Genomic DNA, 19949 nt, shown 5'->3' on the forward strand with positions numbered 1-19949 from the left:
CCTGAGTCACGTCGGATCCCCCTCGTAATCGGGCCGGATGGCCAGCTTCCCGGCCTCCCACAGTTCTCGCGTGCGCTTCAGGCATTCGTCCTCGGAGGCCAATTCCTCCGCGAGCTGCTGGCCGATCTCGTTGTTCCGCTCGTCCGCCTTGTTGTCCGCGTCCGAACCCGGCCTGCCGCGCTCGTGCGCATCGCCCATTTCCGTCGCGAATTCCTTGCCCAGCCGCTTGGTGAGCAGGCACTGCCAGAAGACATGACGGACGGAGTTCTGCATCTCCGGGTCCGTCATGTGCTCCACCACCTTGTACACCTGGATGTGCACCCCGATCCACGCGTTGATCTTGTCCCAATTCTCCTTCCTGCGGATGACGTTGACTTCCTCCTCGCTGATGTTCTTTCCGATCAGCCACACGCACTTCAGGACACCCTCGAACCCGTCCCGTCGGACTTCGTCGCCGATCTTGCTCACGATGGAGGCGACCGTGCCCATTTTCTCCGCGCTGTCCTTCTTCCTGACGGCGTTGTAGCCCATCCCGACAATCCCCGCCGCGGTGACGGCAACGGTGAGAGCGGCGGTGATGGCCGCCTCGGGAATGAGGACCACGGCGATAGCGACGCCGAGGAATGCCGCGAGGATGTCTCCCCCGATGCTCCGCGGAGCGATCCCCCCGGCCCCTTCGTCCCTCCGGCGGGCGGTCTGGAGCATGGTGTTGAAGACGTCCCTGCTCGGAACCGTGTTGCACTCGCAGCGGAATGCGGCGTCGGCGGCCACCCTCATGGTCATCGTCCAGTCGCCGGCCTGCGGATCCTTGACGACCACCAATCGCACCGAGTCGCCCGACATCTTGACGAGTCGACCGTCCTCGTCGACTTCCTTGTCGTACGCGTTCCCGTCGGGGTCCTTGAGGCTCATGAAAACCCCGTCGGGGAAGTCGACCGAGTCGTCGTCCTTCGTGACCACCGCATAGAGGAAGGGCGCGTTCTCACCGATGGTCATCGTGTTCGTGAGGTTGAACCGCCTTACGTTGTCCCAGCCTTCCGGTACCGCGACGGTGCCGACCTGGCAGTACATGCAGTCGTTCTCGCCCTGTGACTGCGTCGTGGGCGCGGGGACCGGGCTCGGTTTGTCGCTGACGTCGAAAATGCCCCAGAGGCCGCCGATTCCCTGGTCGTCGATTTCTGTCGGCTCGTCGAAGTACTGACCCGCGATGAGCGCGGGGGTCTTCTTCGCGCACTCTTTCCAGTCGTCGTCGAGGGAGAGGCCCATGAGGCGCGAGCTGTAGCGCGTATATCCGTCGGGAGCCTCGTCCTGCTTTTCGACGTGGCTCCAGAACCAGTCCGGGACATCACCGTCGTCGAGCACGTCGAACTCTCCCCAGAGTCCGAGTGCCCCCTTGTCCACGATGCGTGTGGGGCGGTTGAAATACTGCCGCTTGATCACGGCCGGTGCGTTCTGCGCGGCCGACTTCCAGTCCACGCCGTCCGGGATGTCCCACAGGCGCGCGGAGAACTGCCGCATTCCGTTGTCCTGGGTGCCGTCGTCCTGGAACTGCAGGGCACTGGCCGCGTGCCCCAGGAATCCGAGCGAGTCCCACAGGTACGTGCCGGCCACCGGCGTGGGCTTTTCGTGTCCCGGTGAGGGTTCGAGCACCTGGTTTCCCGAGGCGTGGTAGAGCGCCTCGATGATGCCCTTTCCCTCTTCCCAGACGTCGTTGGAGAGTTCCCAGATGATGACGCCCTGGGCTCCGACGTCCTTGAGGAACTTCAGTTTGGCGACGGCGGTTTCCGGCGTCTCGAAATAGACGTTGTGGGCGTACGGGTAGGTCCCCGGAGGAAGCGGTTCGCCTAGCTGGGGGCGCGGGGTCTCGCCGCGCACCTTGATGTTGCCGTCCTTCGCCTCATGGGCGTCCGGGAAGGCGTCCAGGATTTCCTTGTACGGGAGCACCTTGTATCCCGGAGGAATGTCTCCTGTCTTGTCGTCCCGTGTCTTGGCCGCGCTGAAGTCGTAGCCGTACACGGGCACTCCGGCGGCGATCTTCTTGCGGTCGATGCCCTGTCCCTTTCCCTGCCAGTTCATGAACAGGGGATTCGTCCAGTACCAGAGGCAGTCCTCGACGGAGAGGATCGGGTTGTCCTCCAGGGCCTTGCCATCCGGGGCCTTGTCATCCGGCGCGCCCGGCTTCGTACCCGCTCGCGGCGTCGGCCAGCCGCCCTGCTGTTCGTCCAGGTACGACTCCAGATAGACGTCCGCCTTGCGGATGTTCTCGGTGTCCTTGCCGCGGATCGTGTGCAGCGCGGAATGCGGGCCGACCGGCGACCGGTCCCAGGAACCCGTCAGGTCGTAGGTCATCACGCCGAGCCAGTCGACGTGTTCGGCGAGGCCGGGATCGTAGTTGTTGCCGTACCAGGAAGTGCCGAAGACGGCTGCCGAGATGGTTTTCTCCGGCATGGCCTGCCGCAGTTTCTTCGCGAACAGCGTCAGGCCCTTACCCGCGGGATGGGGCCCATCGCTCTTCATCCGGCCGCCCTGGTCCTGCCCGCCGGGCCGGCCCCACCAGCACTCCAGGTCGAGATCGACACCGTCCAGGCCGTTCTGCGTGACGAAGTCCACGACAGCGCGGACCGTCTTGTCGAGTTTCGGGGACTCCGGATTGTTCCCGATCTCCGTCATCAGGTCGAGAAAGGCGTAGTCGCTCGCACCGCCCAGCGCGACCATGACCTTGGTCCCGTACAGGTTCGCGGCCATCAGCACGTCCGGGAGAACGCTGCCGACCTCCCGGAGCGAACCCTCGTCGAATGCGCCGGAGTTCTTCTCGCTGAACGTCAGGAAGGCAACGATGCCGTGGGTGAGGTACCGGTACATCTCACCCTTGGCATAGTCGAATTCCCCCTCTTTCCGCCAGGAGGGAATGTAGGCGATGACGTTCGCCTTCTCCGTCTCCTTGTGCTGGGTCTTGTCGTAGAGCTCGTCGAAGAAGCGCCAGCCGTTCTTGTTCGGGTCCCCCACGCCCGGCTCATCGGCCCAGAATGCGGCGCGGAAAATATTGCCCTCGTACTTGGTGACGGAACCCGTCTGGTAGCCGCTGGGGTTCTTCACCCACGTTTCGACGTTCGGGTAGTCCGAAGAAAGGCCCACTGAAACTCGCTCCCCCTGACTCTGCGACGGCCGTCATCGGCCGCCCACACGAGCTGATCAATCGGTCATCGCCAACCCAACCAAAGGAGTGCCCTGTCGCCATAGGCCTGGAATAAGACCCTCCGGGTGAGGATGAGGCCGGAAAGACATCAAGTGCGTGTCAGCGCAGGTCAGTTGAGGTGACTTTGCTACGGGGAGGACTCCGCCGACGGCCACGCGACGCGATGTCAGGCGATACTCGGCCGCGCCCGGCGGGCCAGAAGCTTGGCCAGTTCCCACAGCGCGAGAAGCGCCACGGCGGCCAGTAGTGCCCACCCGAACTGCCGTGCCTTGATCTGAGTCGTCCCCAGGATCCGGCGGAAGCCGTCCATCTGGGTCACCAGCACCGCGAGGACGAGCTGGACCAGTGCCACCCAGTTCATCTGCCTGCTGTCGAACGTGGACGGCGTCAGCACCGAGTCCGTCTCGCTGCGGCACTCGAACGCTGCCACGATCAGACACAGGGCGAAGGCGGTGAACGCCATCGACTGACCGATGCCGGTGCTGCCGAAATGGTGCTGGCCGAGCTTGATCAGGCCGAGCAGGATGACGGTGATCGCCAGTCCGGCCAGCCCGACCGTGACCAGTACGGGCCGGGTGAGCACCGATTCGCCGCGCGGGCGCGGCCGACGCCGCATGAGTCCGGGGCTCTCCCGGTCGAAGCCGAGCGCGAAGCCGAACGAGGCGTTCACGACGAAGTGGATCCACAGGACCTGCGGCGGGGTGAACGGCTCACCGGCGGCGATGTTGAAGACGGTGGCCCCGAGGAACGTCAGCACGAACGTGACCAGCAGGAGCAGCACGAACCGGATGTACTTGGTGAGGTTGTCGTAGATTCGCCGGCCCTGCTCGACGGCGTAGACGATGGTGGCGAACTTGTCGTCGGAGAGGATCATGCGTCCGGCGTTCTTCGCCACGTCGGTGCCGCTGCCCATGGCGATGCCGATGTCGGCGGCCTTGATGGCGGGCGCGTCGTTGACGCCGTCCCCGGTCATCGCCACGACGTCACCGTTCTTCTTGAGCGTGTCGGCGAGCAGCACCTTGTGCTCCGGCGCGACGCGCCCCACCACACCGATCCCGTCGATGCGGGCGAGCCGCTCCTCCTCGCTCATGGCGGCGAAGTCGGCGCCGAGGATCGCCTCGCCGGGGATGCCGAGCTGCCGGGCGATCGCCGCGCCGGTGGTGACGTCGTCGCCGGTCACCATGCGGACCCGGATGTGCCCCGCCTGCGCCCCGGCGATGGCGGTCTTCGCGTCCTCACGGGGTGGGTCGACCATGCCGACGAGGCTGGTCATCCGCAGGTCGGTGACGTACGCGAGCAGGTCGCCGTCGGGGTCGAAGCCGGCCGGGTCCAGATCACGGGTGGCCGCGGCCATCACCCGGCGGCCCTCGCCGCCCATCCGCTCGGTCTGCGCCGTCGCGCGCTCGGCCAGCTCGGCGTCCCACGGGACGGTCTCGCCCGCGGCGAGCGCGGTGGCCGCCCGTGCCACCACGGCCGGTACGGCGCCTTTGACATAGCACCGCACGACCTGCCGCCCCGAGGCGTCGGCCGCCGAATGGAAGGTGGCCATCAGCTTGTAGTCCGGGTCGAACGGCAGCGTGGCGATCCGGGGAAGGCCCGCCCTCGTGGCGTCGATGTCAAGGCCGGCCTTGTGCCCGAGGACCAGCAGCGCTCCCTCGGTGGGATCGCCCACCACCTCGCCGTCCACCAGCTTCGCGTCGCTGGCCACCACGTACGGCAGGATCGCGTCCTCGATACCGGCGGAGGAGCCCGCGGCATGGTGGATCTTGCCGTCGAGCCCGTAGCCCGTACCCGAGACGGTGTACCGGTCGGTGGGGCTGACGACTTCGACGGCGGTCATCTGGTTCATGGTCAGGGTGCCGGTCTTGTCCGAGTTGATCGCCGACGCGAACGCCAGTGTCTCGACCGACGGCAGCTCCTTGACGATGGCGTTCCGCTTGGCCAGGTTGAGGCTGCCCACGGACAGGATCGCCTGCGTCACGGTCGGGAGGGCCTCGGGGATGGCGGCGATGGCCAGCGAGACCGCGCTGACGAACAGGGCGTCCCAGGCCTGGTCCCGGTGCCGGCCCAGGACGAACATCACGATCATCGTCAGGGCCGCCGCCCCCGTGATCCACAGCGTCAGGGCGTCGAGCTCCCGGGTGAGCGGTGGCACCTCCTTCTCGGTGGCCGACAGCATTCCGGAGATCTTGCCGACCTCGGTCGCGGCGCCGGTCGCGGTGACGACAAGTACGCCGCTGCCGTGGGTGACCGGGGTGTTCATGAACGCCATGTTGGTCCGGTCGCCGGGAGCCGTCCCCGGTCCCGTCAGTACGCCGGTGTCCTTCGCTGCGGGAACGCTCTCGCCGGTGAGCGCCGACTCGTCGATCTGCAGGGCACTGGCCTCGATGACGCGTCCGTCCGCCGCCACCTGGTCCCCTGCGGCGATGAGCACGATGTCGCCGACGACCAGCTCTTCGGCGGGGATCTCGGCCTCCAGCCCGTCCCGGCGCACCCGCGCCGTCGCCTTCATCATCGACTGCAGCGCGTTCATCGCGCTCTCGGCCTTGCCTTCCTGGCGCAGGCCCACGACCGCGTTCAGCAGAGTCAGGGCGATCAGCAGGATCGCGGTGGTCCACTCCGCGATGGCCAGCGAGACGACCGCCGCGGCCACCAGAACGATCTGCATGTAACTGCGGTACTGCTGAAGAAACCGGCGCCAGACCGCGGGCCGCTTCTCCTCCGGTAACGCGTTCGGACCGTGCGCGGCCAGCAGCTCCTCGGCCCGCCCGGCGGACAGGCCGGCCGCCGGATCGACACCGAACGCCGCCACGACCTCCGCGGGGGAACGCGCGTACCAGTCGTTCTCACCGGCCCGAGGCGGTTCCCCCACGGAATCCGCGCGCACCGTCATCGTCCTGCCTCCGATCCGTGGCCGGCCGCCGGAATGCGTCCGGGGGCGCGCCGCCGCGCCAGGCCCGACTCCCGCTCTAGCCTCGCTTCTTCTTCGACTTCTTCTTCCGCTTCTTCTTCCGCTTCTTCTTCCGCTTCTCGGCGTACGGATCGGCCGGTTCCCCGGCAGGCGCCTCCCGCTCCAGGTCACGCCTGGTGACGAGCAAGTCCTTGCGCGCCGCTTCTCCGACGTCGGGGAACTGAGGGTCGATGTCCATCAGGGTGTGCGCGAGGATCGCCGCCGCGGAGATCCGCGCGAACCACTTCCGGTCCGCCGGCACGACGTACCACGGCGCCCACTTCGTACTCGTCGCCGACAGCATCTCGGAGAACGCTTCCTGGTAATCGCCCCAATGGCGCCGCTCCCGGACATCGGCCGCGGAGAACTTCCAGTTCTTCTCCGGCCGGTCGATCCGCTTCAGGAAACGGGTGCGCTGCTCCTCCTTGGACAGGTTCAGGAAGATCTTCACGACCTTGAACCCGTTGTCCGTGAGGTAACGCTCCCAGTGGTTGATCTCCCGGTAGCGCCGGTCCCACAGGCCGTGCCGGACCGCGCTCTCCGGCAGTCTCTGCCGGACAAGGTTCTCGGGGTGGACCCGCACCACGAGAACCTCCTCGTAGTGCGAACGGTTGAAAATGGCGATCTCACCGCGCTCGGGCAACCGCCGTGCGTAGCGCCACATGTAGTCGTGGTCGAGTTCCTCGGCGGAGGGCACCTTGAAGCTGCTGACCCGTACGCCCTGGGGGTTGACGCCGCTCATCACGTGGCGGATCGTCCCGTCCTTGCCCCCGGCGTCGAGCGCCTGGAGGCAGAGCAGCACGCCGTACGTGTTCTGGGCGGCGAGCCGCTCCTGGTACTCGGAGAGCAGCGAGACCCCGGTCCTGAGCAGCTCGATCCCTTCCCGCTTCTTCAGGCCGGCCTTGTAGCGGGGGTCGAAGTCCCGCTCCAGGCACACCTCCGACCCCGGTTCCACCCGGAGTGGCTCGATGAAATCCGCGATGCGTTCGGCTCTCTCGTCCGACATCACCTGTCAGCCCTTCGCTGATCCGGGGGGCGAGTACGAGGCGCTCCGCGAAGCGCCCTCGCTCATAGTCCGCTCAATTGAGCAAGATCGCCCTTCAGGTGAGGCCAAGAGCGTCGCGTGGCGATCGGCGGCAGGTGGCTGCCCGTTGCGGTGACCGGCCGTGGATCTACGCTGACATGCAGGAGAGTCCCGGCACCGGCTGGGCGGTGAAAGGGGCGTCGGACGTGTCTGGGAACGAGCGGGAGCTGGCCGAGGCTCAGCAGGAGCACTGGCAGCAGACGTACGGCGAACACCCGGGCATGTATGGAGAGGAGCCGTCCGCGCCTGCTGTCCATGCCGCCGCCGCGTTCCGGGCCGTGGGGGCCCGCGAGGTGCTGGAGCTGGGCGCCGGGCACGGACGGGACGCGCTGTACTTCGCCCGCGCCGGCTTCACCGTGCTGGCCACCGACTTCAGCCCGGTCGGCCTGAAGCAGTTGCGCGAGGCCGCCGTCGCCGAGGACATCGCGGACCGGGTCACCACCGCGGTGCACGACGTGCGCGAGCCGCTGCCGCTCCCGGATGCCTCGGTGGACGCCGTGTTCGCGCACATGCTGCTGTGCATGGCCCTGTCCACCGAGGAGATTCACGCTCTGGTCGCCGAGGTCCGCCGGGTGCTGCGGCCCGGCGGCTCGTTCGTCTACACGGTCCGGCACACCGGGGACGCCCACTACGGTGCGGGCACCGAGCACGGCGACGACATCTGGGAGCACGGTGGGTTCGCCGTCCACTTCTTCGACCGCGACCTGGTCGACTCCCTCGCCGACGGCTGGAACCTCGAAGAGGTCCACCCGTTCGAGGAGGGCGGCCTGCCGCGCCGACTGTGGCGCGTCACCCAGACTCTGACCACCGCCGGGACTACGTAAGGCAGCAAGTCGTTTCTTTGGGGGGACGAAGGAGAGGCGCTATGACGATGCAGGGCAGCCCCGCGAAGCAACCCACGACCGAGCTCGACACCCGCTACAGCTCCGCACTCACTCCCCGCCCGGGTGCCACGGACGTCACCGCCACCCAATGGGCCGAGGCCCAGCGGCTCTTGGAGGCCGCCGAGATCTTCTGGGTGTCCACCGTGCGGCCCGACGGCCGACTGCACGTCACCCCCGTGATCGCGGCCTGGCACGACGGGGCGATGTACTTCTCCACCGGCCCGGGCGAGCAGAAGGCGAAGAACATCGCACACAACGCGCACTGCGCGCTGACCACGGGAGGCAACGCGCTCACCGAAGGACTCGACCTGGTGGTCGAGGGCACGGCGGAGCAGGTTGCCGATCCGGCACTGCTCGAGGAGGTGATCGCGGCGTACGAGGCGAAGTACGGACCGCACATCACCTCACCCGAGGGCACCTTCCACGGAATCGGCGACGCGTTCCGCAAAGGGGATGCGGTGCTGTTCGAGGTGGCCCCCACCACCGCGTACGGCTTCGGCCGGGACGGCGGGGTCTACACCCACACGCGATGGGCGTTCTGAGGGACGAAACACGGTCACGGGCACGACTGCCATCAAGTTCCAACATGCCGCCCAAAGCGCCCCCACCCAGCCCTCATAGGCGCCCCCTATATACCAATAGGAACCTTTGCGTTGACGGGCACTCAGTTTTTGGGGACGGTGGATGGCTCACGCCCAGGGTCTTTCGTCTGGATCAGGCCTGATCCAGACGAGAGGCCCTGGCTCGCCTGGGACATGGGAGGTTCGTTCGCATGTATTCAGTGACCAATCCGGCCACCGGAGAACTGATCGAGGAAATCCCGAACACGACCGACGAGGAGGTGGTAGCCGCGATCGGCCGCGTCGATCACGGTTACACCGCCTGGCGGCGCCGACCGGTGGCCGAGCGTGCGGGCATCGTCCTGCGGGCGGCGGAGCTGTTCGCCGAGCGCGCCGACGAGCTCGCCGCGATCATGGCCCTCGAGATGGGCAAGCGGATCAATGAGGGGCGCGGGGAGATCGGCGTCGTCCGCGACATCTTCGAGTACTACGGCGCCAACGGCCCCAAGTTGCTGGCGGACGAACCCCTGACCCTGAAGTCCGGCGAGGCCGTCATCGCCAAGGAGCCGATCGGCGCGCTGCTCGGCGTCATGCCGTGGAACTTCCCCTGCTACCAGGTCGCCCGTTTCGTGGCTCCCAACCTCGTGCTCGGCAACACGATCCTGCTCAAGCACGCCTCCATCTGTCCCCGGTCGGCCGTCGCCATCGCCCAGGTCCTGCACGACGCGGGGGTCCCCGAAGACGCGTACGTGAATGTCTTCGCCTCCAGCAAGCAGGTCCCGTGGATCCTCGCGGACCCTCGCATCAAGGGGGTGTCGCTCACCGGCAGCGAAGCCGCGGGGATCTCGGTGGCGGCGGAGGCCGGGCGGAACCTGAAGCGTGCCGTCCTCGAACTGGGCGGGTCCGACCCGCTGATCGTGCTGGACACAGCCGACATGGACGAGACCGTGAAGGCCACGGCGACGGCCCGTATGCGCAACTGCGGCCAGTCGTGCAACGCTCCGAAGCGGATGATCGTGATGGCCGACATCTATGACGAGTTCGTCGACAAGATCACCAAGCGGGTCAGCAACTATTACCAGCCCGGCGACCCGGCGGACCCCGCGACCAAACTGCCCCCGCTCGCCTCCGTCGCGGCCGCCGACGAAGTGGCCGCTCAGGTCCGCACCGCCGTCGACCAGGGCGCGACGCTGCGCGCCGGCGGCAACCGGATCGGCCCGGGCGCCTACCTGGAGGCCACCGTCCTGACCGATGTGACCCCGGAGATGAACGCCTACTACGAGGAGATCTTCGGCCCGGTCATTCTGGTGTTCCGTGCCGAGACCGAGGAGGAGGCGATCGCCATCGCCAACGACTCGCCGTTCGGCCTGGGCGCGGCGGTCTTCGGAACCGATCCGGAGCGGAACCGCCGCGTCGCCGACCGTATCGAGGCGGGCATGGTCTACCTCAACAAGTCCGGTGGCTCCGTGGCGGATCTGCCCTTCGGCGGCATCAAGCGTTCCGGCATGGGCCGCGAACTCGGGGCGCTCGGCATCGAGGAGTTCATGAACAAGAAGTCGATCCGGCTCTAGTCGATCCGGCTCTGAGCGACGGATGTCGGGGCGGGCCTCTGACATCCGTCGCGAAGAGCGGCAGCAGCTGCGGTGGTTGAGACGGGCGTCTCAACCACCGTGGCGCTCCTACGACTTGGCCGTCCGGCGGACGCGGGCGGTGAGGGTGTGCAGCGGATCGGACCCGTCGCGGCGGGGCCTGGGCCCGTCCGCCTCGGGCGCGATGCGCGTGCCCGCGTCACTGCGTGTCCATTCCCGGACCGCGAACCGCTCGACGATCGCCCAGCGCCCGTCCCGTCGGGTCATGTGGTCGACGTAACGGAAGCCGCTCGTGAAGTTGCGCCGCGCGTCGTCGGCGGGTGAACCCCAGTGCACGGCCGTGCCGTAGGTCTCGGCCACGGCATGGTCGCCGTCGCCGAACAGTTCGACGTAGTGATTGCCGATGATGTGCTGGGTACCGTCGAACCTCCGCAGCAGCGGTTCCACCCACGCGACGTAAGCGTCCACCGGACCGCTGAAGCCGGTGTGGTGGTCCACGCCGTCGGGGTGGTACGCCGAGCGGACGAGGTCGAGGTCGAGGCGGTCGATACCGCGGCAGTAGCGCAGGACGACGTCATGGATCTGCTGACGGTCAGACAGTTCACACATGTCCGTCACTCTACGAGCTTGAACCAAGCAAATGCTAGGTTGTGCGACCCCAGTACGGAGCCCAGATACGCATACGCATACGGAACCGCCCCGGTCGGCAGGTGCCGACCGGGGCGGAACGCGTCAGAGCAGGCGGAGCGCTCAGGCGAGCGACGCGATGGCCTCGTTGAACGTGGCCGACGGGCGCATGACGGCCGCGGCCTTGGCCGGGTCGGGCTGGTAGTAGCCGCCGATCTCGGCCGGGCTGCCCTGGACGGCGAGCAGCTCGTCGACGATCGTCTGCTCCTGCTCGGTCAGCGTCTTGGCCAGCGGCGCGAACGCCTCGGCGAGCTGGACGTCGTCGGTCTGCTTGGCCAGCTCCTGCGCCCAGTACATGGCGAGGTAGAAGTGGCTGCCGCGGTTGTCGATGCCGCCGACGCGACGGGTCGGCGACTTGTCCTCGTTGAGGAAGGTCGCGGTACCGCGGTCGAGGGTGTCGGCCAGGACCTGGGCGCGGGCGTTGCCCGTGGTGGTCGCCAGGTGCTCGAAGGAGGCGGCCAGGGCGAAGAACTCGCCCAGGCTGTCCCAGCGCAGGTAGTTCTCCTTGACGAGCTGCTGGACGTGCTTCGGGGCGGAGCCGCCGGCGCCCGTCTCGAACAGGCCGCCGCCGTTCATCAGCGGGACGACGGAGAGCATCTTGGCGCTCGTGCCCAGCTCGAGAATCGGGAAGAGGTCGGTCAGGTAGTCACGCAGCACGTTGCCGGTGACGGAGATGGTGTCCTCGCCGCGGCGGATGCGCTCCAGGGAGAACGCGGTGGCCTTGACCGGCGACATGATCTCGATCTGCAGACCGTCGGTGTCGTGGTCGGCCAGGTACGTCTTGACCTTCTTGATGAGCTGGGCGTCGTGCGCGCGCGTCTCGTCCAGCCAGAAGACGGCCGGGACGCCGGTGGCGCGGGCGCGGGTGACGGCGAGCTTGACCCAGTCCTGGATCGGCAGGTCCTTGGCCTGGCAGGCGCGGAAGATGTCGCCCTCGGCGACCTCCTGCTCCAGGACCACGTTGCCCGCGGTGTCCACGAGGCGGACGGTGCCGGCGGTCTGGATCTCGAAGGTCTTGTCGTGGCTGCCGTACTCCTCGGCCTTCTGCGCCATGAGGCCGACGTTCGGCACCGAGCCCATGGTGGACGGGTCGAAGGCGCCGTTGGCGCGGCAGTCGTCGATGACGACCTGGTAGACGCCGGAGTAGCTGCTGTCGGGCAGCACGGCGAGGGTGTCGGCCTCCTCGCCGTCCGGGCCCCACATGTGGCCGGAGGTGCGGATCATGGCCGGCATGGACGCGTCGACGATGACGTCGGACGGTACGTGCAGGTTGGTGATGCCCTTGTCGGAGTCGACCATCGCGAGGGCCGGGCCCTCGGCGAGCTCGGCCTCGAAGGACGCCTTGATCTCGGCGCCCAGGTGGGGCACGGAGTCCAGACCGTTCAGGATCGCGCCGAGGCCGTCGTTGGCGGACAGGCCGGCGGCGACGAGCACCTCGCCGTACTTCGCGAAGGTCTTCGGGAAGAAGGCGCGCACGACGTGGCCGAAGATGATCGGGTCCGAGACCTTCATCATCGTGGCCTTGAGGTGCACGGAGAACAGGACGCCCTCCGCCTTGGCCTTGGCGATCTGCGCCGTGATGAACTCGCGCAGGGCGGCGGCGCGCATGACGGAGGCGTCGACGACCTCGCCCGCGAGGACCGGGACGGACTCGCGCAGGACGGTGGTGGTGCCGTCGGCGGCGGCCAGCTCGATGCGGAGCGTCGTGGGCTCGTCGATGACCACGGACTTCTCGGTGGAGCGGAAGTCGTCGACGCCCATGGTGGCGACGTTGGTCTTCGAATCCGGCGTCCACTTGCCCATGCGGTGGGGGTGGGTCTTGGCGTAGTTCTTGACCGACGCGGGGGCGCGGCGGTCGGAGTTGCCCTCGCGCAGGACCGGGTTGACGGCGCTGCCCTTGATCTTGTCGTAACGGGCGCGGACGTCCTTGGCCTCGTCGGTCTGCGGGTCGTCCGGGTAATCGGGGAGCGCGTAGCCCTGGCCCTGCAGTTCGGCGATGGCGGCCTTGAGCTGCGGGATGGAGGCCGAGATGTTCGGCAGCTTGATGATGTTGGCGCCGGGCGTCTTGGCCAGTTCGCCGAGCTCGGCGAGCGCGTCGTCGATGCGCTGACCCTCGTCGAGACGCTCCGGGAAGCTGGCGATGATGCGGCCGGCCAACGAGATGTCGCGGCTCTCGACACCGACGCCGGCGGTCGAGGCGTAGGCCTCGATCACGGGCAGGAACGAGTACGTCGCGAGGGCCGGGGCCTCGTCAGTGTGCGTGTAGATGATGGTCGAGTCAGTCACCGGGTGCTCCGCTCCACAGTCTGCGTCTCTCGTCTGCAACATTGCTCGACATCAAGATATCTCGTGATCGACCCCCTCTCGACAGGACCCCGCACCGGATTTCGACGGATCACGGCCGACTCCCCCGGCGCGCGCCACGCAAAGCCTCTTATCTCCCCAATGGCCCGGATATCGCGCTCATCGATGGACCATTGGTACAGTCGCCCGGCGATCATCGTGCCCGTACAGCGCGCCCGTGAAGGAGGCCGCCGCCCATGGCCGTGGACGAGTTGGACACCCGTATCCTGCGTCTCCTCCTGGAGCAGCCGCGGACGAGTGTGCGCGAATACGCCCGCATTCTCGGCGTCGCGCGCGGCACGCTCCAGGCCCGGCTCGACCGGCTCGAACGCGACGGGGTGATCACGGGCACCGGTCCGGCCCTGTCCCCCACGGCGCTCGGCCACCCGGTCCTCGCGTTCGTGCACATCGAGGTCACGCAGGGGCAGCTCGAAGAGGTGGGCGACGCGCTCGCCGGGGTGCCGGAGATCATCGAGGCGTTCTCCATCACCGGCGGCGGCGACCTGCTGACCCGCGTGGCGGCCCGGGACAACGGGCATCTGGAGGACGTCATCCAGCAGCTGAACCGGCTGCCCGGAGTGGTCCGCACCCGCACCGAGGTGGCACTTCGCGAGCGTGTTCCGCACCGGCTGCTCCCGCTGGTCGAGGCGATCGGCCGGGCCGCCGCCGAGCGCCGGTGACCCCCGCCCTGTCACCCTGAACCCATGAGCTCCCTGGGCAACACCTCGGTCGTCTTCGACCTCGACGGAACGCTTGTGGACAGCGAGCCGAACTACTTCGAGGCGAGCCGCCAGACGCTCGCCGAGCACGGCGTCCCGGACTTCACCTGGGAGGAACACGAGTCGTACGTCGGGATCAGCACCCACGAAACCCTGGAGATGCTGCGGCAGAAATACGGCATCGAGGCCCCCGTCGACGTGCTCCTCACCGAGCTGAACACCCGCTATCTGGCGCGCGCACACGCCTCCACCCCGGTCTATCCGCAGATGCGGCAGCTCGTGGAACGGCTGCACGCGGCCGGGGTGCCGATGGCGGTGGCCTCCGGGTCGTCGTCCCAGGCCATCGCGGCTGTCCTGGCGGGCACGGGTCTGAACGCGCACCTACGGGTCCACGTCTCGGCGGACGAGGTCGCGCACGGCAAGCCCGCCCCCGACATCTTCCTGGAGGCGGCGCGTCGGATGGGCGCCATGCCCGTGCACTGCACGGTGATCGAGGACGCCGTCCCGGGAGCGGCTGCCGCGTACGCCGCCGGGATGCGCTGCATCGCGGTCCCGTACGTGACCTCGCAGGCCGGCGACCCCGGATTCGCCACGGCGGAGCTGCTTTTCCGGGGCGGGCACCGGGAGTTCACGGCTGCGGCCGCGTACGACTGGCTGGCGAGAACGGCGGCCCGCGACGCCTCGGGCACTCCGTACCCTCTGGATGGTTAGTCCAGCGAGAGGGAGTCCCTGATGAGCGAACTGCCCACCTATGACGACGTCGTGCGCGCGCACGAGCGCATCGCCGGCCACGCCCACCGCACGCCCGTCCTCACCTCCCGCCTCACCGACGCGGAACTCGGCGCCTCGCTCCACTTCAAGTGCGAGAACTTCCAGCGCATGGGTGCCTTCAAGTTCCGTGGCGCGTTCAACGCGCTGTCCCGGTTCTCCCCCGAGCAGCGCCGCGCCGGTGTCGTCGCGTACTCGTCCGGGAACCACGCGCAGGCCGTCGCCCTCGCGGCCCGCATCCTGGAGATGCCCGCGACCATCGTCATGCCGCTCGACGCGCCCGCGGCGAAGCTGGCCGCGACCAAGGGGTACGGCGCGGAGGTCGTGACGTACGACCGCTACACCCAGGACCGCGAGGAGATCGGGCGGGCGCTCGCCGCCGAGCGCGGACTGACGCTGATCCCGCCGTACGACCACCCGGACGTGATGGCGGGGCAGGGCACGGCGGCGAAGGAACTCTTCGAGGAAGTCGGTGAACTCGACGCGCTGTTCGTGCCGTTGGGCGGTGGCGGGCTGCTCTCCGGCTCGATCCTCGCGGCCCGCGCACTGTCCCCGCGATGCGTGATCTACGGTGTCGAGCCCGAGGCGGGAGCGGACGGCAGGCAGTCGCTCCGCGAGGGGCGCATCGTCCACATCGACACCCCGAAGACGATCGCCGACGGTGCGCAGACCCAGCATCTGGGCGAGCACACCTTCGCCGTCATCAAGGACGGCGTCGACGACATCCTGACCGCGTCGGACGATCAACTCGTCGAATGTATGCGGTTGTTCGCGACGCGCATGAAGACCGTCGTCGAGCCCACGGGGTGTCTCGGTCTCGCCGCCGCCCGCGCCATGGCGGAGCAACTGCGCGGCCGCCGCGTCGGAGTGATCGTCAGCGGCGGCAACGTGGACCTCGAACGTTTCACGGAGCTGGTCCGGCGCCCTCAGTAACGCAGGAGCCCCACGATTCCGGCCCCGTCCGCGAGGGTTCCGTCGGGGACGAACCGCACCTCGGCGCCTGTCTCCAGTGACTGTTCGACCATCTCGTCCACGATGTCGTCGCGCGCGTCCAGGTCACCGGGTTCGGCGGGGACGAGATGGTTCCCGTCCTCGCGGACCGTGGTGCGGTAGTGCTCCTCGACCACGAGGACGCGGATGCGCCCGGCCGCCACGTGTTCCCACACCTCGTCCACGCCCGCGGCGAACTCCTTCCGCCCGCGCGCGTCCTCGATGTCGGCCACGGTGGCGGCCACGCCGTCCTTCTCCTGCGCGGTGACGGCGGGCAGCACCGCCTCGCGTACGGCCTCCGCGCCGGCCTGGGCGAGTCCGCCGTGCGGCACGGGGACAGCGTCCTTCGTCGCGGTGCCGACCTCCGCGAGCAGTCCGATGGCCTCCCGCTCGCCGGTGACGTACAGCCGCACACTGGGGGCGAGGACCTCGTTGACCGCCGAGTCGATGTCCCGGAAGAACTGGCGGGTCTGCTCGTCGCGGTAGGTGCTCGGCAGGTCCCCGATCTGCTGCTTGCGCTCGGCGTCGGGGTCTTCCAGGCTCCTGGTCAGCGGGAATCCGTTGGTCTGCTCCTCGACGAGGCGCCGCGCGTCACCCCTCCAGAGAGCGGCGCGGTCCGCCGAGACCGCGAGGACCCAGTAGGGGCGCTCGGCGGCGTAGGCGGCGACGAGGTTGCGGGTCAGATACGTGTCGGAGAGGACGACCCGCTCGGGGACAGTGCGCGGCAGGGTCCACACATGGTGCTCGCCGGGTGAGGCGAGGATCGCCAGGCCGTCCTCGGCGCTGCCGGGGTCGAGCTCCGCGACCGCCTGGTCGAGCTGACGCACGACGTCCTGCCGCACCTCCGGTGTCACCGCGGGGTCGGCGTTCAGCTCCTTGGCGGCCTCGGCGAGCAGGTTGCGCAGCCGGATGGGGTCCTGCGCGTTGTCCGGCTTCGTGCGGTGGGTGGGTACGAGCACCGAGACCGCCGGATACTGCCGGGGCCGGCGCAGCGAGGCGAGCACGGCTGGAGTCAGTTCGGGCTGCACGGCAGCGCCTTTCATGGGGCGAGGCTTCTTCCTCGACGCACCATATGCCCGGGTTTTCCGGTCGGCTCTCCGCACTACTCCCCACGGCGGCGACCATACGGCCCAGCAGCGGAGCCTGTGCGTGACTCGGTCGCCTGCCGAACTGCGGCCTTACAACGGTGAGTTCAGGCCCGCCCGCCGAAGTGGGGGAAGTTCACTGCCAGTCGGTGCGGCCGGCCGTGTCGCACAGCTCGAAGACCACTTCACCGGAGTCGGTGTCGCTGCCGGCCACGGGCCGTACACGGGCGCCGATCCACACCAGGTTCGGGGCGGCGCCGACGACACGGCAGCGGTACACGAAGCCCTCGGGGAACCGGACGAGTGATTCGTTGCGGGCCGTTCCGGTGTACCGGTTCACCACGTTGGACTGCACGACCACGCCGATACCGGTACTGCGCTCGGGCTGCAGGTCGCTGGACGCGCACACCGGACACAGGAGCCGGCGGAACGAGGCGGTGCCGCACCAGCGGCAGCGCTGGATCGTCAGACCGGGCTCGGCGGTCTGTACGGGCTCCATGATTCCCGTCGCCGTGTGACCGGCCGGCATGACCGGCACGGGGTGGGTTGCCGACATGGCCGGCGCGGTGTGACTTGCCGGCATGACCGGCGCGGTGTGGGTTGCAGTCTCGGACATCTCTCGGCCCCCTGCGCTCGGCCCTGATGCGCCGCACCTTCACGTCGACGCCTGCGCACCGTATGGCACTGAGTTCCGAACTGTAAAGGCACTGAGTGCCAAATCGTTCGGGAACGGCCCGAGGCCGGGGCTCAGCTCTCCCCGAAGGCCGACTCGATCCGCTGCACGACCTGCCACATCGGGGCGCCCTTGGGGGCGACCATCACGATCACATCGTCCTCGACGGCGGCCGGCCGCGCGCCTTCGTCCGCGCTCCCCCACACGCCGCGCACCATGGCGAGGGCGTGGTCCACAGCCGCGTACGGATCGCCCTCGCCACCCGAACGGAGCCAGGAGCGCAGGCCGTTGTTGTGAGCGGCGACGACGGAGGCGGCGATCACCTCGGCCCGCAGACCACCGTCCCGCTCCCGCGCGAAACTCGCACGCAGATGGCCCGCCAGGGTGCGCTCGTAACGCCGCACCACCGAGAGCTCGTACGTCCGCAGGCCAGGCACCTCACGCGTGAGGCGGTAACGCTGCACGGAGAACTCCGGGTTGGCCGCGTACATGCGCAGCACGATGCGGGCCGCGTCGCAGACAGCGCCCACCGGGTCGGCGTCACCGGCGTCGGCCAGGAACGCGACCATGTCGGCGAGGCAGCGCTCGTGGTCCGGGAAGACCGCGTCCTCCTTCGACGGGAAGTACCGGAAGAACGACCTGCGTCCGACTCCCGCCCGCGCGACGATGTCGTCGACCGTGGTCTGTTCGAAGCCCCTCTCGAGGAAGAGCTGGAACGCCGCCTCGGCGAGCACCTCCCGCATCGGCGCCTTCTTGGCCGGTCTGGTCGACTCCGTCATGCCGGGAACGTAACACCGAATTCGCTCCCGTGGCACCACGTACCTTGCCAGAGGGTACTGAGTGCCATAGTGTCGATTTCAGGAATCGCACCAGGGTAGGTAGGAGAGCCGGCGTGAGCTTGAGGATCGTTGTCACCGTGAAGTATGTGCCGGACGCGACGGGTGACCGGCATTTCGCCGATGACCTGACGTTGGACCGCGATGACGTGGACGGGCTGCTCTCCGAGCTGGACGAGTACGCGGTCGAGCAGGCGCTGCAGATCAAGGAAGCCGCGGACGACGCGGAGGTCACCGTGGTGACGGTGGGTCCCGAGGACGCGAAGGACGCGCTGCGCAAGGCACTGTCCATGGGCGCGGACAAGGCGATCCATGTCGAGGACGACGATCTGCACGGCACGGACATCATCGGCACGTCCCTGGTGTTGGCGAAGGCGATCGAGAAGGCCGGCTTCGACCTGGTCGTCTCCGGCATGGCGTCGACGGACGGCACGGCCGGTGTGGTTCCCGCGCTCCTCGCGGAGCGCCTGAACGTTCCTCAGGTCACCCTGCTGTCGGAGGTTGCGGTGGCCGATGGTGTGGTGACGGGTCGTCGGGACGGTGACACCGCGTCGGAGCAGCTTCAGGCGGCGCTGCCGGCGGTGGTGTCGGTGACGGACCAGTCGGGTGAGGCCCGCTACCCCTCGTTCAAGGGGATCATGGCGGCGAAGAAGAAGCCGGTCGAGGCCTGGGACCTCTCGGACCTGGACCTGGAGGCCGAGCAGGTCGGCCTGGCGGGCGCGTGGACCGTGGTGGACGCGGCGGCGGAGCGTCCGGCGCGCACGGCGGGCACGATCGTCAAGGACGAGGGCGAGGGCGGCAAGCAGCTCGCCGAGTTCCTCGCGGGCCAGAAGTTCATCTAGTTCTTCAGCCACACCCCCACCCGATCCGCCCTCAAGCTTTTTTGAAACAGCAGGAGAAGAAGTCTCATGGCTGAAGTTCTGGTCTACGTCGACCACGTGGACGGTGCCGTCCGCAAGCCCACCCTGGAACTGCTCACCCTGGCCCGCCGCCTCGGCGACCCGGTCGCCGTCGCCCTCGGCACCAACACCGCCGACACCGCCACCGTCCTCGCCGAGCACGGCGCGACCCGGGTGCTGACCCACGACGCCGCCGAGTACGCCGACTACCTCGTCGTCCCCAAGGTCGACGCCCTCCAGGCCGCCGTCGCCGCCGTCAACCCGGCCGCCGTCCTCGTGCCGTCCTCCGCGGAGGGCAAGGAGATCGCCGCCCGCCTCGCCGTCCGTATCGGCTCGGGCATCATCACCGACGCCACCGACCTCACCCAGGGCGCGGAGGGTCCGGTCGCGACGCAGTCCGCGTTCGCCGCCTCCTACACCACCACCAGCCGCGTCACCACCGGCACCCCCGTCATCACCGTCAAGCCCAACTCCGCCCCCGTCGAGACGGCCCCCGCCGCCGGCACGGTCGAGGCCCTCACGGTCACCTTCGGCGCGCAGGCCACGGGCACGAAGGTGACCGCCCGCACGCCGCGTGAGTCGACCGGCCGCCCCGAGCTGACCGAGGCCGCGATCGTGGTCTCCGGCGGACGCGGCGTGAACGGCGCCGAGAACTTCTCGATCATCGAGGCCCTCGCCGACTCCCT

Annotated in this window: 16 protein-coding genes; 8 read left to right on the top strand and 8 right to left on the bottom strand. The window is 68.5% G+C overall.

The window, feature by feature from the left end; translation table 11 throughout:
- Positions 1 to 6 precede the first annotated feature (6 nt).
- The 3 genes from ABZ893_RS14955 to ABZ893_RS14965 form a co-directional block, all read right to left on the bottom strand.
- The gene (locus ABZ893_RS14955; protein ID WP_361402395.1) at positions 7 to 3135 is read right to left on the bottom strand and encodes a glycosyl hydrolase family 18 protein; all 3129 of its coding nucleotides are present in this window, start codon (positions 3133 to 3135) and stop codon (positions 7 to 9) included.
- Positions 3136 to 3362: 227 nt separating this feature from the next.
- Entirely contained in the window at positions 3363 to 6089 is a 2727-nt protein-coding gene (locus ABZ893_RS14960) for an HAD-IC family P-type ATPase (protein ID WP_361402397.1), read from the bottom strand.
- A 76-nt stretch (positions 6090 to 6165) separates the two neighbouring features.
- Positions 6166 to 7152 (bottom strand): polyphosphate kinase 2 family protein, encoded by a 987-nt coding sequence (locus tag ABZ893_RS14965; RefSeq protein ID WP_361402399.1) that lies wholly within the window; start codon positions 7150 to 7152, stop codon positions 6166 to 6168.
- 224 nt (positions 7153 to 7376) lie between these two features.
- Between ABZ893_RS14965 and ABZ893_RS14970 the strand changes: the two genes are divergently transcribed.
- The 3 genes from ABZ893_RS14970 (at position 7377) to ABZ893_RS14980 (ending at position 10245) form a co-directional block, all read left to right on the top strand.
- The gene (locus ABZ893_RS14970; protein WP_361402401.1) at positions 7377 to 8054 is read left to right on the top strand and encodes a class I SAM-dependent methyltransferase; all 678 of its coding nucleotides are present in this window, start codon (positions 7377 to 7379) and stop codon (positions 8052 to 8054) included.
- Between the two features lie 41 nt (positions 8055 to 8095).
- Complete coding sequence (locus ABZ893_RS14975; protein ID WP_361402404.1) at positions 8096 to 8656, top strand: pyridoxamine 5'-phosphate oxidase family protein; 561 nt, start codon at positions 8096 to 8098, stop codon at positions 8654 to 8656.
- Positions 8657 to 8886: 230 nt separating this feature from the next.
- The gene (locus tag ABZ893_RS14980; protein WP_361402406.1) at positions 8887 to 10245 is read left to right on the top strand and encodes an NAD-dependent succinate-semialdehyde dehydrogenase; all 1359 of its coding nucleotides are present in this window, start codon (positions 8887 to 8889) and stop codon (positions 10243 to 10245) included.
- A 108-nt stretch (positions 10246 to 10353) separates the two neighbouring features.
- On the opposite strand, the gene ABZ893_RS14985 is transcribed toward ABZ893_RS14980, so the two are convergent.
- Positions 10354 to 10872 carry a nuclear transport factor 2 family protein gene (locus ABZ893_RS14985; protein ID WP_361402408.1) on the bottom strand — a complete coding sequence of 173 codons (519 nt, stop codon included), beginning with the start codon at positions 10870 to 10872 and terminating at the stop codon, positions 10354 to 10356.
- A gap of 141 nt (positions 10873 to 11013) precedes the next feature.
- Positions 11014 to 13236, bottom strand: a complete 2223-nt coding sequence (locus ABZ893_RS14990; RefSeq protein ID WP_361402411.1) for an NADP-dependent isocitrate dehydrogenase — start codon at positions 13234 to 13236, stop codon at positions 11014 to 11016.
- 254 nt (positions 13237 to 13490) lie between these two features.
- Here ABZ893_RS14990 and ABZ893_RS14995 point away from each other — a divergent pair, with 254 nt between their 5' ends.
- The 3 genes from ABZ893_RS14995 to ABZ893_RS15005 are packed head-to-tail and all read left to right on the top strand — an operon-like array spanning position 13491 to position 15713.
- Positions 13491 to 13973, top strand: a complete 483-nt coding sequence (locus ABZ893_RS14995; protein WP_361402414.1) for an Lrp/AsnC family transcriptional regulator — start codon at positions 13491 to 13493, stop codon at positions 13971 to 13973.
- Positions 13974 to 13997: 24 nt separating this feature from the next.
- Complete coding sequence (locus ABZ893_RS15000; protein ID WP_361402417.1) at positions 13998 to 14723, top strand: HAD family phosphatase; 726 nt, start codon at positions 13998 to 14000, stop codon at positions 14721 to 14723.
- 21 nt (positions 14724 to 14744) lie between these two features.
- A complete protein-coding gene (locus ABZ893_RS15005; protein WP_361402420.1) occupies positions 14745 to 15713 on the top strand; it encodes a threo-3-hydroxy-L-aspartate ammonia-lyase in 969 nt (322 codons plus the stop codon).
- Here ABZ893_RS15005 and ABZ893_RS15010 read toward each other — a convergent pair.
- The 3 genes from ABZ893_RS15010 to ABZ893_RS15020 form a co-directional block, all read right to left on the bottom strand.
- Positions 15707 to 16798, bottom strand: coding sequence for a chemotaxis protein (locus ABZ893_RS15010; RefSeq protein ID WP_361402490.1), 1092 nt, complete (start codon positions 16796 to 16798; stop codon positions 15707 to 15709). The genes ABZ893_RS15005 and ABZ893_RS15010 overlap by 7 nt on opposite strands.
- 193 nt (positions 16799 to 16991) lie before the next feature.
- Positions 16992 to 17354: a zinc ribbon domain-containing protein gene (locus ABZ893_RS15015; protein ID WP_361402493.1), complete on the bottom strand. Its 363-nt coding sequence runs from the start codon at positions 17352 to 17354 to the stop codon at positions 16992 to 16994.
- Between the two features lie 248 nt (positions 17355 to 17602).
- Complete coding sequence (locus ABZ893_RS15020) at positions 17603 to 18307, bottom strand: TetR family transcriptional regulator (RefSeq protein WP_361402422.1); 705 nt, start codon at positions 18305 to 18307, stop codon at positions 17603 to 17605.
- A 113-nt stretch (positions 18308 to 18420) separates the two neighbouring features.
- On the opposite strand from ABZ893_RS15020, the gene ABZ893_RS15025 reads away from it, so the two are divergent.
- Positions 18421 to 19206 carry an electron transfer flavoprotein subunit beta/FixA family protein gene (locus ABZ893_RS15025; RefSeq protein WP_361402425.1) on the top strand — a complete coding sequence of 262 codons (786 nt, stop codon included), beginning with the start codon at positions 18421 to 18423 and terminating at the stop codon, positions 19204 to 19206.
- Between the two features lie 66 nt (positions 19207 to 19272).
- Positions 19273 to 19949 (top strand): electron transfer flavoprotein subunit alpha/FixB family protein (locus tag ABZ893_RS15030; protein ID WP_361402428.1); only part of this gene is annotated, 677 nt, incomplete at its 3' end.

It is taken from the genome of Streptomyces sp. NPDC046821, assembly GCF_040645335.1.
Lineage (GTDB): Bacteria > Actinomycetota > Actinomycetes > Streptomycetales > Streptomycetaceae > Streptomyces.

Bases quoted from the DNA above. Each gene is read 5' to 3' on its own strand.
- ABZ893_RS14975 (WP_361402404.1), top strand. From the start codon at position 8,096: ATGACGATGCAGGGCAGCCCCGCGAAGCAACCCACGACCGAGCTCGAC.
- ABZ893_RS14960 (WP_361402397.1), bottom strand. From the start codon at position 6,089: ATGACGGTGCGCGCGGATTCCGTGGGGGAACCGCCTCGGGCCGGTGAG.
- ABZ893_RS14965 (WP_361402399.1), bottom strand. From the start codon at position 7,152: ATGTCGGACGAGAGAGCCGAACGCATCGCGGATTTCATCGAGCCACTC.
- ABZ893_RS15005 (WP_361402420.1), top strand. From the start codon at position 14,745: ATGAGCGAACTGCCCACCTATGACGACGTCGTGCGCGCGCACGAGCGC.
- ABZ893_RS14995 (WP_361402414.1), top strand. From the start codon at position 13,491: ATGGCCGTGGACGAGTTGGACACCCGTATCCTGCGTCTCCTCCTGGAG.
- ABZ893_RS14980 (WP_361402406.1), top strand. From the start codon at position 8,887: ATGTATTCAGTGACCAATCCGGCCACCGGAGAACTGATCGAGGAAATC.
- ABZ893_RS14985 (WP_361402408.1), bottom strand. From the start codon at position 10,872: ATGTGTGAACTGTCTGACCGTCAGCAGATCCATGACGTCGTCCTGCGC.
- ABZ893_RS15015 (WP_361402493.1), bottom strand. From the start codon at position 17,354: ATGGAGCCCGTACAGACCGCCGAGCCCGGTCTGACGATCCAGCGCTGC.
- ABZ893_RS15020 (WP_361402422.1), bottom strand. From the start codon at position 18,307: ATGACGGAGTCGACCAGACCGGCCAAGAAGGCGCCGATGCGGGAGGTG.
- ABZ893_RS15000 (WP_361402417.1), top strand. From the start codon at position 13,998: ATGAGCTCCCTGGGCAACACCTCGGTCGTCTTCGACCTCGACGGAACG.